General features: G+C 61.9%; 10 protein-coding genes and 1 pseudogene. 5 read left to right on the forward strand and 6 right to left on the reverse strand.

Going from position 1 to position 13,578, the window contains the following annotated elements; all coding sequences use genetic code 11:
* Positions 1–10: 10 nt before the first annotated feature.
* The 4 genes from nuoN (at position 11) to ANTHELSMS3_RS15295 (ending at position 4,762) form a co-directional block, all read left to right on the forward strand.
* Positions 11–1,453 carry an NADH-quinone oxidoreductase subunit NuoN gene (gene nuoN, locus ANTHELSMS3_RS15280; RefSeq protein ID WP_094035624.1) on the forward strand — a complete coding sequence of 481 codons (1,443 nt, stop codon included), beginning with the start codon at positions 11–13 and terminating at the stop codon, positions 1,451–1,453.
* Positions 1,454–1,564: 111 nt separating this feature from the next.
* Positions 1,565–2,308 carry a biotin--[acetyl-CoA-carboxylase] ligase gene (locus ANTHELSMS3_RS15285; RefSeq protein WP_094035625.1) on the forward strand — a complete coding sequence of 248 codons (744 nt, stop codon included), beginning with the start codon at positions 1,565–1,567 and terminating at the stop codon, positions 2,306–2,308.
* A gap of 7 nt (positions 2,309–2,315) precedes the next feature.
* Positions 2,316–3,098: a type III pantothenate kinase gene (locus ANTHELSMS3_RS15290; RefSeq protein WP_094035626.1), complete on the forward strand. Its 783-nt coding sequence runs from the start codon at positions 2,316–2,318 to the stop codon at positions 3,096–3,098.
* Positions 3,095–4,762: a ribonuclease J gene (locus tag ANTHELSMS3_RS15295; RefSeq protein WP_094035627.1), complete on the forward strand. Its 1,668-nt coding sequence runs from the start codon at positions 3,095–3,097 to the stop codon at positions 4,760–4,762. Before ANTHELSMS3_RS15290 ends, ANTHELSMS3_RS15295 begins: the two co-directional genes overlap by 4 nt.
* Before the next feature lie 76 nt (positions 4,763–4,838).
* On the opposite strand, the gene ANTHELSMS3_RS15300 is transcribed toward ANTHELSMS3_RS15295, so the two are convergent.
* From ANTHELSMS3_RS15300 to ANTHELSMS3_RS15310, 3 genes are all read right to left on the reverse strand, one after another.
* Entirely contained in the window at positions 4,839–6,302 is a 1,464-nt protein-coding gene (locus tag ANTHELSMS3_RS15300; protein WP_094035628.1) for a DEAD/DEAH box helicase, read from the reverse strand.
* Between the two features lie 200 nt (positions 6,303–6,502).
* Entirely contained in the window at positions 6,503–7,453 is a 951-nt protein-coding gene (locus tag ANTHELSMS3_RS15305) for a glycosyltransferase family 2 protein (RefSeq protein ID WP_094035629.1), read from the reverse strand.
* On the reverse strand, positions 7,450–9,177 hold the full coding sequence (locus ANTHELSMS3_RS15310) for a glycosyltransferase family 2 protein (protein WP_094035630.1): 1,728 nt from the start codon (positions 9,175–9,177) through the stop codon (positions 7,450–7,452). Before ANTHELSMS3_RS15310 ends, ANTHELSMS3_RS15305 begins: the two co-directional genes overlap by 4 nt.
* A 171-nt stretch (positions 9,178–9,348) precedes the next feature.
* On the opposite strand from ANTHELSMS3_RS15310, the gene tgt reads away from it, so the two are divergent.
* On the forward strand, positions 9,349–10,476 hold the full coding sequence (gene tgt / locus ANTHELSMS3_RS15315; RefSeq protein ID WP_094035631.1) for a tRNA guanosine(34) transglycosylase Tgt: 1,128 nt from the start codon (positions 9,349–9,351) through the stop codon (positions 10,474–10,476).
* A gap of 152 nt (positions 10,477–10,628) precedes the next feature.
* Here the strand turns inward: tgt and ANTHELSMS3_RS15320 are convergent, their stop codons facing one another.
* The 3 genes and pseudogenes from ANTHELSMS3_RS15320 to ANTHELSMS3_RS15330 form a co-directional block, all read right to left on the reverse strand.
* Positions 10,629–11,447, reverse strand: a complete 819-nt coding sequence (locus ANTHELSMS3_RS15320) for an NAD-dependent epimerase/dehydratase family protein (RefSeq protein ID WP_094035632.1) — start codon at positions 11,445–11,447, stop codon at positions 10,629–10,631.
* Positions 11,444–12,240, reverse strand: a pseudogene (locus ANTHELSMS3_RS15325) (glycosyltransferase). The gene ANTHELSMS3_RS15320 and the pseudogene ANTHELSMS3_RS15325 overlap by 4 nt, the downstream one beginning before the upstream one ends.
* Positions 12,237–13,454, reverse strand: coding sequence for an NAD-dependent epimerase/dehydratase family protein (locus ANTHELSMS3_RS15330; protein ID WP_094035633.1), 1,218 nt, complete (start codon positions 13,452–13,454; stop codon positions 12,237–12,239). The pseudogene ANTHELSMS3_RS15325 and the gene ANTHELSMS3_RS15330 overlap by 4 nt, the downstream one beginning before the upstream one ends.
* Positions 13,455–13,578 lie beyond the last annotated feature (124 nt).

Raw genomic sequence — 13,578 nt, forward strand, 5'->3', positions numbered from 1 at the left:
AGAGCGGGACATGATCTCGGCTGATCTCAACATCATCCTGCCGGAAATCCTGCTGTCGGTCTTTGCGATGGCAGCCTTGGTAGGGGCGGTTTACACCAGCAAAGACAAGCTGGCGCCGGTTTTGGTCTGGGCGACCTCGGCGCTGTTCTTGGCGCTGGCCTTCTGGATCGGGGCAACGGGTGAGGGCACGCAAGTCGCCTTTAACGGGATGTTCGTGAACGACGGTTTTGCGCGCTTTGCCAAGGTTGTGATCCTTGTCTCTGCGGCGGCGGTTTTGCTGATGAGCGAAGGCTACATGATGCGGCGGGGGTTGCTGCGCTTTGAGTACCCGTTGTTGGTCACTCTGGCCGTGGTCGGCATGATGATGATGGTTTCGGCCGGCGATCTGATGGCGCTCTACATGGGGCTCGAACTGCAATCTCTGTCGCTGTATGTCGTGGCGTCGCTGCGCCGTGACAGTGCCAAATCGACCGAAGCGGGACTGAAGTATTTTGTGCTGGGCGCACTGTCGTCGGGTCTGCTGCTTTACGGCGCATCGCTGACCTACGGCTATGCCGGGACGACGCTGTTTTCAGGCATCATCCAGACCGCCACTGAAGGCGAAATGCCGATTGGTCTGCTGATCGGTCTGGTGATGTTGATTTCCGGTCTGGCGTTCAAGGTCTCGGCCGTGCCGTTCCACATGTGGACGCCGGATGTTTACGAAGGGTCCCCCACGCCGGTCACTGCCTTTTTTGCCACCGCACCCAAAGTCGCCGCCATGGCGCTGTTTGCGCGGGTCATGTTTGACGCCTTTGGCAATGCGACGGCGGACTGGGGGCAGGTGATTGCGCTGTTGTCGGTGCTGTCGATGTTCTTGGGCTCGATCGCGGCCATCGGCCAGCGCGACATCAAACGCCTGATGGCCTATTCGTCGATCGCCCACATGGGATATGCGTTGATGGGGCTGGCGGCGGGCACCGAATTGGGTGTGCAGGCGATGCTGATCTACATGGCGATCTACGTCACCATGAACGTTGGCACCTTTGCCTTTATCCTGTCGATGGAACGTGACGGTCAGCCGGTGACGGACATCGAGAGCCTTGGCATGTATTCAACCAAGGAGCCGGGCAAGGCGTTGGCCATGCTGGTGCTGCTGTTCAGCTTGGCAGGTGTGCCGCCGCTGGTCGGGTTCTTTGGCAAGTTCTATGTCTTGCGCGCCGCCTATGAGGGCGGGCTGGCCTGGCTGGCTGTGGCAGGTGTGATCGCGTCCGTGATCGGGGCGTTCTACTACCTGCGGATCGTGTTCTACATGTACTTTGGCGAAGACCGCGAAGACGCACTGGACGGTGGAAAGTCGCCGGTTCTGTGGGGCTTTTTGATGGTGTCGGCGGTGATCATGGTGGCGGGTGTCGTCAACCTGTTTGGCATCGAAGGCGCGGCACAGGCGGCGGCGGCAACGCTGGTCAATTGATTTGGGTGGCCGCGCGCCCTTGCGGGCGCGCGGTGATTGGGGGCTCTGCCCCCGTCTCCCTGCGGTCGATTCCCCCGGGATATTTTCAGACAGAAGAAACGGGGGCCTGCCATGGACTGGCCGCAAGGGTATGGACGACGGGTACTGGCTGAAGTGGACAGCACCAATGCCGAGGCGGTGCGGGTTGCGGGGACGCTGGCCGGGCCAGAGTGGATCCTTGGGTTGCAGCAGACGGCGGCGCGGGGGCGGCGCGGCCGGGCCTGGGTTAATCCTGCAGGGAATTTTGCCGCGACATTGGTGATGCGCCCGACCGAGACGCCAGATCGGGTGGCGCTGCGCAGTTTTGTGGCGGCGCTGGCGCTGTACGATGCCCTGGAGCGTGTGACCGGCACGGCGATTGGTCTGTCGCTAAAGTGGCCCAACGATGTCTTGCTGAACGGGGGCAAACTGGCGGGGATCCTGCTGGAAAGCATCGGTGGGCCGGGCGGGCATCTGGCCATCGGCATCGGGGTCAATTTGCTGGCAGCCCCTGAGATGTCTCAGGTGGAAGAGCGTGCGGTGACGCCGGTGGCGCTGTTGCCGGAGACCGGGGTCCGGGTCACGCCGGAGGCTTTTCTCAGTGCGCTGGCCTCGGCCTATGCCACGCATGAAGCGCGCTTTGTCACTTATGGGTTTGAGCCGATCCGCAGTCTCTGGTTGCAGCGCGCGGCCCGTCTGGGCGAGACGATCACTGCCCGGACGGCGCGCGATACCGAGACCGGGGTCTTCGAGACGGTGGACGCCACGGGGCAACTTGTCCTAAAGACCCCCAAGGGCCGCGTGACCGTCGCGGCGGCGGACATCTTTTTCGGATAGGCAACGCATGCTTTTGGCCATCGACTGTGGCAACACAAATACCGTCTTCTCAATCTGGGACGGCACGGAATTCGTCGCCACATGGCGCACGGCTACGGAACATCAGCGTACCGCCGATCAGTATTATGTCTGGCTGTCCACTCTGATGGAATTCCAGAAGATCGACGCCGATATTACCGATGTGATTGTCTCATCGACGGTGCCGCGCGTTGTGTTCAACCTGCGTGTCCTGTCGGACCGCTATTTCGGCACGCGGCCCATGGTCGTGGGCAAACCCGACTGTGCGTTGCCGGTGGATGTGCGGGTGGACGAGGGCACCCAAGTCGGCCCTGACCGGCTGGTCAATACGGTGGCGGGGTATGACCTGTTCGGTGGCGATCTGATTGTTGTCGATTTCGGCACCGCCACTACGTTTGACGTTGTCGATGCGGATGGGGCCTATGTCGGCGGTGCGATCGCGCCGGGGGTGAACCTGAGCCTGGAGGCGCTGCATCAGGCCGCTGCTGCCCTGCCGAACGTTGATATCACCAAGCCGCAGCGCGTTGTGGGCACCAATACGGTGGCCTGCATGCAATCCGGCATCTTTTGGGGCTATGTCGGGCTGGTGCGTGAGATTTGTCTCCGCATCCAGGCGGAACGCGACCGTCCCATGAAGGTTATCGCTACAGGCGGGCTGGCGCCACTCTTCCAGCAGGCAGACCCGTTGTTCGATGCCTACGAGGAATTCCTGACCATGCACGGGCTGGTCCGCATCCATAATCACAACAAGAGACTAGAGGCCCGCGCATGAGCGAAAACAGATTAATCTACCTTCCCCTTGGGGGTGCCGGCGAGATCGGCATGAACTGTTATGTCTATGGATATGGAAAGCCGGGTGCAGAGCGCCTGATTGTCGTGGACATGGGTGTCACTTTTCCGGACATGGACACGACTCCGGGGGTCGACATCATCTTTGCAGATATCACCTGGCTGAAAGAGAACAGGAACCGGATCGAAGCGCTGTTCATCACCCACGCGCATGAGGATCATGTCGGCGCGGTGGGACATACCTTTGAGACGCTGGGCGTGCCGATCTATGCGCGTGCCTTCACCGCCAATATCGCGCGCGGCAAACTGGCGGAATACAATGTTGAGGGCAAGGCGGTCAGGACCGTTTCGAAATGGCCCGAGACGGTCAATGCCGGGCCGTTCACGGTTGGCTTTTTGCCGATTTCGCATTCGATTCCGGAATCAAGTGCGTTGGTGATCGACACACCCGCAGGACGGGTGATCCACACAGGTGATTTCAAGCTGGATACAACACCTTTGGTGGGCGAGGCGTGGGATCCGAAATTGTGGGAAGAGGTGTCAAAGCCGGGGGTCAAGGCGTTGATCTGCGACTCGACCAACGTATTCTCCCCCCATGCGGGCCGGTCCGAGACGACCGTTGGCCCGGCGGTGGAAAAGCTGGTGTCTGAGGCCAAGAACATGGTTGTCGCCACGACCTTTGCGTCGAATGTGGCGCGGGTCAAGACACTGGCAGAGGCGGGCGACCGCGCCGGTCGGTCGATCTGTCTGCTGGGGCGCGCGATGCGCCGGATGATCGAGGCCTCGGTGGAAACCGGTGTCCTGACCGGCTTTCCCAAGGTGATCGGCCCCGAAGACGTCAGCCACCTGCCGCGTGAGAATGTCATGCTGTTGGTGACTGGCAGTCAAGGAGAGCGACGCGCCGCCAGTGCGCAACTGTCGCGCGGCAAATACAACGGGATCGAGTTGAAGGAGGGCGATCTGTTCCTCTTCTCCTCCAAGACGATCCCGGGCAATGAACGCGAAGTCATCCGTATCATGAACCAGCTTAGTGAAAAGGGCGTCGATATTGTTGACGACTCTATGGGCGATTACCACGTTTCGGGCCATGCCAACCGGCCGGATCTGGAAACCGTGCAGAACATTGTGAACCCGCAGGTTGTGATCCCGATGCACGGCGAGCACCGCCATTTGCGTGAACACGTCCGGCTGGCGGAAAAAAATCGCCGCGCCGGGGTGTTGGCGGTCAACGGCATGATGGTCGATCTCAGCGGGAATGAGCCGCGCGTGGTCGAATATGTCGAAACCGGGCGCACCTATCTGGATGGCTCTGTGCAGATCGGTGCGATGGACGGGATCGTGCGGGACCGCATCCGTATGGCGCTGAACGGTCATGTGGTGGTGACCGTGATCCTGGATGAGCAGGATGAACCGTTGGGAGAGCCGTGGTGCGACCTGATGGGGCTGCCAGAAAAGGGGCGTAGCAATGCGCCGCTGGTGGACGTGCTCGAAGAGGATCTGTCGCAGTTTCTGGGGCGAGCCGGGGACAAGGTGCGGACCGATGACGACAAGCTGGAAGAAGGGTTGCGGCGCGTTGCGCGGCAGACTTCACTGAACGAGATCGGCAAAAAGCCCGAGGTGACAGTGGTGGTCAGCCGGTTGAGCTGATCATCCCGCCAGGACAAAAAATGCAAAAAGGCCGGTCCCCAGGGACCGGCCTTTTTTGTTCAGTGGTCCCGGAGGTTTAGCTGGCCCGACGCTCGTCAAAGCTCAGCGCAATGAACTCGGGCAGGTGATCGCCCAGACCGACGACATTGCTGTCGCGACCGCCGCGGCGATCAGAACCACGGTTAGAGTCGCGCGGCGCGCGGCTTTCATTGTTACGCTGTGCAGGTTTTTCGCTGCGCGGTGCGGGCTTTTCCGACCGACGGCTTGTCGACCTGCGGGGCTGCTCTTCGGCAGATTCACGGACCGGAGCCGGAGCAGCGACTGGCGCAGGAGCAGCGGTGAGTGCAGGAGCTGCGGTGGGTGCAGGGACCTGTGCGGCCTCTGGTTCCGGTGCCTTGGGGTTGCCAATGCGCGGGATTGCCTTTTGCAGCAGCCGTTCGACAGCGTCGAAGTATTTCTCATCTCGCGGCGTACAGATCGTGATCGCTTTGCCAGACCGTCCGGCGCGGCCTGTGCGGCCAATGCGGTGGATATAGTCCTCGGCGTGGCTGGGCACGTCAAAGTTGAACACATGGCTCACCGACGGAATGTCCAGACCACGCGCGGCCACGTCAGAGGCCACAAGGAACCGCAACGATCCGTCGCGGAACCCGTCCAGTGTCCGGGTGCGCTGTGATTGGTCCAGATCGCCATGGATCGGTGCGGCGTCATAGCCGTATTTCTTGAGCGACTTGGCGACGACGTCCACGTCAACTTTGCGGTTGCAAAAGATGATGGCGTTGGTGCAGGTCGCACCTTCGGCGTCGATCAGGTCGCGCAGCATGCGGCGTTTTTCGCTACCTTCGCGATCCTTGCGTGAGGGGCGGAATACCATGGCGGCCTGTTCGATGGTCTCGGACGCGCTGGCCTGACGGGCCACCTCGATCCGGGCGGGGGCCGACAGGAAGGTGTTTGTGATTCGCTCAATCTCGGGCGCCATGGTGGCGGAAAAGAACAGAGTCTGGCGGGTGAACGGTGTCAAGCTGAAGATGCGTTCGATATCGGGGATGAACCCCATGTCCAGCATCCGGTCTGCCTCATCCACCACCATGATTTCGATCCCGGTGAGCAACAGCTTGCCGCGCTCAAAGTGGTCCAGCAGGCGGCCGGGGGTGGCAATCAGCACATCCACACCCTTGTCGATTAGGGTGTCTTGCTCCTTGAACGACACGCCCCCGATCAACAGCGCCTTGGTCAGTTTGACGTGTTTGGAGTAGGTGTCGAAGTTTTCGGCCACCTGCGCCGCAAGTTCCCGCGTTGGACACAGCACCAAAGAGCGCGGCATCCGCGCGCGTGCGCGGCCCCGGGCCAGTTTGGTGATCATCGGCAGGGTAAAGCTGGCGGTCTTGCCGGTGCCCGTCTGGGCGATGCCAAGAACGTCCTTGCCTTCCAGAGCGGGCGGAATGGCACCTTCCTGAATCGGCGTGGGCGTTTCATAGCCAGCCTCTTCGACGGCTTTCAGGACTTTCGGGCTGAGGTTCAGATCAGAAAATTTGGTCATTGATGTCCGATTGTTTTGCGGACACTGTACCTGGCCCGCGCATCTGATGGGGAGCGGACCCGCGTGGTCCATAAGCAGTGCATTCATCCCCTTGGTGAGGCTTGCCTTATTAAAATCTTGGCAAAAGGTCAATCGGGACGTGGCTGTAAGGCGGATAAGTCACAGATTGACTGGTTCGAGAACGTGGATTTAGATTCTGTTTAAGCCTGATTGATCACAGGAAAGTGACAATCGCGGATTTTGTCCAGCCGCAGATGGTGGCGGCGCAGCAGTTCATGGGCGGCTAGCTTGTCACACAGCGTGGAGTTGGCGACGCAGACTTCGTCGTAGAATTGACGCAGGGCGGGTTCGCCGCCTGCCGCTTCGATGCTTTGAAACAGATCGTGCAGTGTCAGGGCATTTTTACCGCGCGCCTGCGGTTTCAATTCAGCCCGGTAAGAGCCACGCGCCAAACGAAAGCGGTAAGCATCCAAAAAATGCTCCCAACTGGCGGCATGGAAATGGCCCAGTTCGATGTCGGGCAGCGCCACCTGACCGGGATTTTGTACATCGTTCAGGATCACGTTGTGGATGCGGATTTGCAGACCTTTGGTACCGGCGCGAAAGAACAGCTTGCCCGCCACATGGCTGAGAAAACCGCCTGACAGGTGCTGGCCCCAAGTGGGAAAACACACCTCTGCCGCCTGTTGGCGGGCGGTTTGGTCCAGATGGAACGCCTTGAAGGCGGTCTCTCCGGGGGCGGTGGCGTTGCCGGGGGCCAGCGCCTCTACGGGTCGGAAGCGGGCGCAGAGCGCGTCGGCGGGCAGGGTGGCAAGGTGTTCGGCCACCGGACGGTCAGACAGCAGGAATTCGTCCACGTCGATATGGGCCAGCCAGTCGACCTCAGGCTTGCGGTTGTTGGCGTGACGGGCGTTGGCGGACTGTCGGGCCTGATGTTTGTCCGGGCGGCCATTGCGCTTGGCCCAATACGCGGCGTCGGTCTGCGTGACGCGAATTTTCGGATGGGCCTTGAGGGTGGCAAAGGTCTGTGGCGCGTCCTCATCAAGGTAGATGTAGATCCGGTGCGCCCCCTGTTCGAGGTGCCATGCGGCAAAAGTCAGGATCGCCTTTAGCGGTGCCTTGACTGTCGTAACGGTGCCCCAGCGCGTCACGGCAGGGTCCCGAACACGCGCCGCACGCAGGCGTCAAAGTCAAACTCATGGCTCAGCAACATGCCATGCGCTGCCAGACGGGCACGCAGGTCCGGCGTATCGGAGCAAACCTCGTCAAAGAAGGCGCGCAGCCCGGCCTCTCCCTCTTCTTGTTCCAGGTAGGCCAGCAGTTCACCCTGTCCCATCTCGGGGCGTGCGTCGTTCGATCGGTAAGATCCCTTTTCGCGGCGAAACGTCAGGTGGCTGTGGAAATGGGCCCAATCGGGTGCGTGGAAATGGGCCAAAAACAGCCCGTCGGGCTTGGAGCGGTTGGTGGCGTCCTCGCCTTTGTATTTCAGCGTGTGGATGCCAAGGCGGGTGTCGGGAATCCCGGGGCGGGCAAAGACCTTGCCGCCCGTGTGACTGAGGAAACCGCCGAACAAATGCAGGCCGAAGGTGGGATAGATGTCCTGAAGCTGCGATTTCTTCACCCCGGCCTGTTTGTGGGTCAGCTTGAAATGCTGGGGCGGGCCGTCCTCGCGCGCCAGTGCCTCTGCCGGCGGAACGCGGGCCAGCGCGATGTCGGGGGCGATGCTGGCAAGGATCTGCGACAGGGGCTGCGCCGGGATCAGGAACTCGTCGTGGTCGATATGGCCCAACCAGTCGAGTGTATCCGCGCAGGCGCGCAGGGTGCGTGTGGCGTTGTAGGCTTGCCGCAACTGGTGCGCTTCTGGCCGCGCGCGCCCGGAGGCCTGCCAATAGGCATCGTCACATTGGGTGACATGGATGCGCGGATGGCGTGACAGAAAGGCCGCAGACTCTGGATCAGGGTGGTCGAGGTAGAGGTGCAAATCCTGCGCACCAAAGTCGAGGTGATGGGCGGCAAAGCGCGCGATCTGGGGCAGCGGTGCCTTGATGGTGCTGACAAGGCCCCAGCGCAAGGTCTCTGCCGTTTTGCGCGGGCGGGCAGGGACCGGGGCGGGGTTTTCCGCCATGGTCTGCGATTTGTCGCGGCGGGCCTTGCGGGCGGACATGATCGAAAGGCGGCGGAAGACCCCTGCCGGGTCATGGATCAGCAGATCCAGGAGGTGATGCGCCAGTGGTTGGATCACCGGATCGCCTTCGGCCTCTTGCCACAGACGCGCGATCAGGTTGACGTCCAACCCGCCGCCGACCAGCGCATAGGCGTCCATCTGAAGCGGCAGTTTGGCACGGTGGCGATCGGTGACGGCAAAGGGGGTGTCGGGCGATTTGCCGCTGTAGAGGCGTTCGCTTTCGTAGAGTTTCATCATCCCAAAGAGGGTTGTGAGGGCAAGGCCGGTGCTGCGCTGCACCGGGGTGGTGCCGTGGTCGCCAAAGGTCGTGACCGCAGAGACCAGCCAGCGCGCGTCAAGTTGGTCCAGCAGGTGCGCGCCTTGGTCGGCCCACAAGCGCTGGAACAGCAGTGGCGCGTGATCGGGAAAGCTGCGCTTGCGCAAATGTGAGATGGTCAGCCCGTGCAGGACGGTCAGTTCCGACTGCCCCTGCAATTCCTTGCGAAGCTGATAGGTCTTGCGCTGCAGATTGTCGGCAAAGGGCGGAGCGAAGGGACCCTTGTCCGGGTCGTCGACGATCTGGTTAGCGAGGGCTGTGAGATCGGCGCCGGCGGGCGGCAACCCGTGGTCGCGTGGCAGCGGGGCGCGGCGGGCCTCATACTGGGCGATGATGGCGTCGATGCCGCCGGGGTAAGTGGGTGTCCTGCTCATGTCGGCAGAGTGGCGGGGTCCGCGGCAATGGGCAAGCGGTGATCCGATTGAGCGCGCAAGCGCGCAACAGGGTGCCTTGGCTGTGGCCCCTGCGGTGCCTTGCCTCGGGTTGGGGCGTGGGGCACGTTTTGCGGCTTTGTTCCGGCGGGGGAAGGGTGTAGAGGGGCGCGCATGGCACAGACATCTTTTGAATTGATCGCCCGTGACGGGCGCGCACGGCGAGGCGTTATCCGCACGCCGCGCGGTGAGATTCGCACACCGGCTTTCATGCCCGTCGGCACGGCGGCCACGGTGAAGGGCATGATGCCCGAAAGCGTGGCCGCGACCGGCGCGGATATCCTGCTGGGCAACACCTATCACCTGATGCTGCGCCCCGGTGCCGAACGGGTGGCGCGGCTGGGTGGGCTGCACACGTTCATGAACTGGTCGGGGCCGATCCTGACGGATTCGGGCGGCTTTCAGGTGATGAGCCTGGCGGAGCTGCGCAAGTTGACTGAGGACGGCGTGACTTTCCGCAGCCATATCGACGGGTCCAAGCATATGTTGTCGCCGGAGCGGTCGATGGAGATCCAGAAGCTGTTGGGATCGGACATTGTGATGGCCTTTGACGAATGTCCGGCCTTGCCCGCGGATCGGGACCGAATTGCACAGTCCATGCGGTTGTCGATGCGATGGGCGGCGCGGTCGCGCGAGGCCTTTGGTGATCGGCCCGGCCATATGCTGTTCGGGATCCAGCAAGGTGGGCTGGAAGAGGATCTACGCGGCGAGAGTGCCGAGGCATTGAAGGGTATCGGATTCGATGGCTACGCGGTTGGTGGGCTGGCCGTGGGCGAGGGGCAGGAGGCCATGTTTGGCTGTCTGGATTATGCGCCCGGCATGCTGCCCGAGGACCGCCCGCGTTACCTGATGGGCGTGGGCAAGCCTGACGACATCGTGGGCGCCGTCAAGCGTGGCATCGACATGATGGACTGTGTTCTGCCGTCGCGTTCTGGTCGGACCGGGCAGGCATGGACCCGGCGTGGGCAGGTCAACATCAAGAACGCGCGTCATGCGGATGATCCGCGCCCCTTGGACGAGAATTGTACCTGTCCGGCCTGCCGGGGTTATTCACGCGCCTATCTGCACCATGTTTTCCGGGCGGGTGAGATGATCTCGGGGATGCTGCTGACCTGGCACAACCTGCATTATTATCAGGAGTTGATGGCGGGGATGCGAGAGGCGATTTCTGACGGGCGGTTTGAGGCCTTTGAGACAGAGTTTCATGCGATGCGGGCTGAAGGCGATATTGAGCCTTTGTGAGCTGTCCACGCGTGGACACATTCATGGGTGTTGAAAATCAATGGGTTACAGAGACGGTTTTACCTTTGGTTCACTTTCTCCGCCGAGACGATACCGCGAGAAAGAGGATCAAGCCTTGTCCGCACGCACGCCAAAAACCGGTCGTGCAGTTCTTATTGCTCCAGCATCTTCGGCAAGTCGGCGCGCAACAGGCCCATGCCGCCCGGTTGCCAGCCGAGGGCGGGCAAGCGGGTGCAGATCAGGGCGTCGACCTGCCGATCACTGCGGGGCGGTGGCCTGTGCGGGCATCCGGTGAGGGTTTGCACCTCTGTTAGCAAATCATGACGGTCGAGCAGAATGTCGGAGATGTGGAACGCGCCGGTCTGATCGCTGTTGAGCAGCAGGCGGCAGGCTTGGGCGAGGTCTGCGCCGTGAACTTCGGTGCCGCGACGTGGGGGGATGGGTTTGCCTGACAGGTAGTCGGCGAAGAGGTCTTGCCATTTGTGGGTGGGGCCGGGGCCATAGACGCCGGTGGCGCGCAGGCTTTGGCCGATCAGGGGCAGGGCGGCGAGATGCGCCTCTGTCTGTGCCTTGACCTGTCCATAGAGGGACGCGGCATTGGGCTGGGTGTCTTCGGTCAGGGGATCGCCGCTGGGCTGGCCGTCAAACACCGCGCGGGATGAGATAAACTGAACCCTGTGCACCCCGGCCTTGGCGGCGGCGTCGAACAGGCGGCGGGTTCCGTCGAGGTTTGCGTTGAGAAAGCCGTCGGGGTCGTCGCCCTCACCGCCGCGATAACGGCCCGGAACGTGGGAAAAGGCGGCGTGAATCAGCGTTGTGACGCCAGTCAAATCAGGGGCCGGGCCCGTGAGATCCCAAGGACGGTGGGCGTGGCCCGTTACCGGGCGGCGGCCCAGCGTGATCACCGGGCCGGGCAACCCGTCCAGCAGAAAGCGCCCCAGCAGGCCAGTTGCGCCTGTGAGGGCGATCATCGGGTGCGAGGCAATGCAGCGAGGTCGGGTGTCTCACCCGCCGCATAGGCCAGCCAAAGGTCGATCAGAGGGCGCAGGCGATCTGCTTTGGCGTGGTGTCTTTCCACGGTTTTTCGTACTGGAAGTGCAGGACGTTTATGGTGTCCCAATCCCAGAGGCCGGGCAGATTGAACCACAGGTATTGCAGCGTGTTGTAGCGGATCGGCAGCCCGTTCCAGTCGGGAAAGAAGTCCTGCAAAAAGGTCTGGTCAGTGCGCCGCCAGAAGGCGCCGGGCGTATCAAGCCGCGCCATCATCGCGTCAAAGGTGGCCCGCGCGGGGCGCGCGGTAAAGACGCCGGAGTTCATCCGGTGAAAATCCGCAAGGCTTTCATAGACGTTAGGGGCGGCGCAAAATTCGGGGTAGTCGAACAGCTTGTCGATGTTGCGCAGGACCAGCGTGTCAGCGTCCAGAAAGATCACGCGCTCATAAGGCAGTTGCCACAGGCGCAGCTTGCAGAAGTTGTCGAGCGGCGTGTGAAAGGCGGGTTTGGTGCCTTTGGTGAACGGTGCCTTGCCGTGCAGCGCCTGTTTCGCGTGGGCAGTGTTGAAAGCGTCAGAGGTGGGCAACAGGTCCACCTTTGTCAGCTGTGCGCCAAGTGTCCGTAGCGGCGCAAGCGCCGTTTCCGGCACGCCGCCGGTATGCAGCACAACCCGGTCGGCCTGCGTTCCCGTTACATTCAGAGAATGCAGCAAAGCCTTGGCACCCAACGCGAAATCCGCGTTGGTTACCAAGGTCACATAAGCCCGGCTCACGATACTGACCGCAGCGCCTTGCCCTCTGGGTCGTGGTCGACGCGGGTGCCGATGTCCTTGGTCCATGCGGACACGGCGGCGACGCGGCTGCGGTCGATGCGGTGGCTGTATTTCTTGGCCACATCGACAACCTCGGCCAGCAGGCCCTCTGCCAGCGTGATCGGGTTCAGACCCAGCGCGAGGAACTGGTCGTTCTTGACGATCAGATCATTCTCGGCGGCTTCTTTGCGGGGGTTGGGCAGGTATTTCACCGGGGTGCCGGTCAGGTCCGATACCTTTTCCGCCAGATCGCGGACGCGGTGCGTTTCTGTCATCTGGTTGAAAATGCGCACCCGTTCACCGGCCTCTGGCGCGTCGGCCAGCGCCAGTTCGATGCAGCGCACCGAGTCCTGAATGTGGATGAATGCCCGCGTCTGCCCGCCGGTGCCATGTACCGTCAGCGGATATCCGATGGCCCCCTGAATGAGAAAGCGGTTCAGAACGGTGCCGTAGTCGCCGTCATAGTCGAACCGGTTGATCAACTGTTCATGCCGGCGGGTCTGGTCGGTGTGGGTGCCCCAGACGATGCCCTGATGCAGATCGGTGATCCGCACGCCGTCGTTCTGGGCGTAGAACTGGAACAGGATCTGATCCAGTGATTTGGTCATGTGATAGACTGAGCCGGGCCGCGTCGGGTACAGGATTTCTTGCGCTTTTGGGCCGTTGGGCGTGTCGATGGTGACGTCCAGATAGCCCTCGGGGATCGGCGCGCCGACAGAGGAATAGCCGTAAACGCCCATGGTGCCCAGATGCACCAGATGCGCGTCGCAGCCGGATTCCACCATCGCGGCCAGCAGGTTATGCGTGGCGCTGACATTGTTGTTGACGGTGTAGACCTTGTGCCGGTCGGTCTTCATCGAATAGGGCGCGGCGCGCTGTTCGGCGAAATGGATGATCGCATCGGGGCGCACGTCCGATAGCCACTGTTTGAGCCGCTCGAATTCCTTGGCAAGGTCCAGCAGGTGGAAATGGATGGTCTCACCGCTGGTCTGCTTCCAGATGCGACAGCGCTCCTGAATCGAATCCATTGGGGTCAGCGATTGCACCCCCAGTTCGGTGTCGATCCAGCGGCGCGACAGGTTGTCGAGGATGTGGACCTCATGGCCCTGCGCAGAGAGGTGAAGGCAGGTGGGCCAGCCGACGAAACCGTCGCCGCCAAGGATTGCGATGCGCATGGGCGTGCTCCTCTGGGTTGTGTTCGGGTGTGGTCACCCCGTTCTGATGACGGGGCTAGGCTGCCCCGACCGCGAAGTAAAATGAAGGTTTTGCAAAGATTGATGCAATGGTTTTCGCCGATTT

Source organism: Antarctobacter heliothermus, from assembly GCF_002237555.1.
In the GTDB taxonomy this organism is placed as follows: domain Bacteria; phylum Pseudomonadota; class Alphaproteobacteria; order Rhodobacterales; family Rhodobacteraceae; genus Antarctobacter; species Antarctobacter heliothermus_B.

Coding starts and splice junctions, on each gene's coding strand:
- tgt (WP_094035631.1), top strand. CDS start 9,349: ATGGCACAGACATCTTTTGAATTGATCGCCCGTGACGGGCGCGCACGG.
- nuoN (WP_094035624.1), top strand. CDS start 11: ATGATCTCGGCTGATCTCAACATCATCCTGCCGGAAATCCTGCTGTCG.
- ANTHELSMS3_RS15310 (WP_094035630.1), bottom strand. CDS start 9,177: ATGAGCAGGACACCCACTTACCCCGGCGGCATCGACGCCATCATCGCC.
- ANTHELSMS3_RS15330 (WP_094035633.1), bottom strand. CDS start 13,454: ATGCGCATCGCAATCCTTGGCGGCGACGGTTTCGTCGGCTGGCCCACC.
- ANTHELSMS3_RS15300 (WP_094035628.1), bottom strand. CDS start 6,302: ATGACCAAATTTTCTGATCTGAACCTCAGCCCGAAAGTCCTGAAAGCC.
- ANTHELSMS3_RS15290 (WP_094035626.1), top strand. CDS start 2,316: ATGCTTTTGGCCATCGACTGTGGCAACACAAATACCGTCTTCTCAATC.
- ANTHELSMS3_RS15320 (WP_094035632.1), bottom strand. CDS start 11,447: ATGATCGCCCTCACAGGCGCAACTGGCCTGCTGGGGCGCTTTCTGCTG.
- ANTHELSMS3_RS15285 (WP_094035625.1), top strand. CDS start 1,565: ATGGACTGGCCGCAAGGGTATGGACGACGGGTACTGGCTGAAGTGGAC.
- ANTHELSMS3_RS15295 (WP_094035627.1), top strand. CDS start 3,095: ATGAGCGAAAACAGATTAATCTACCTTCCCCTTGGGGGTGCCGGCGAG.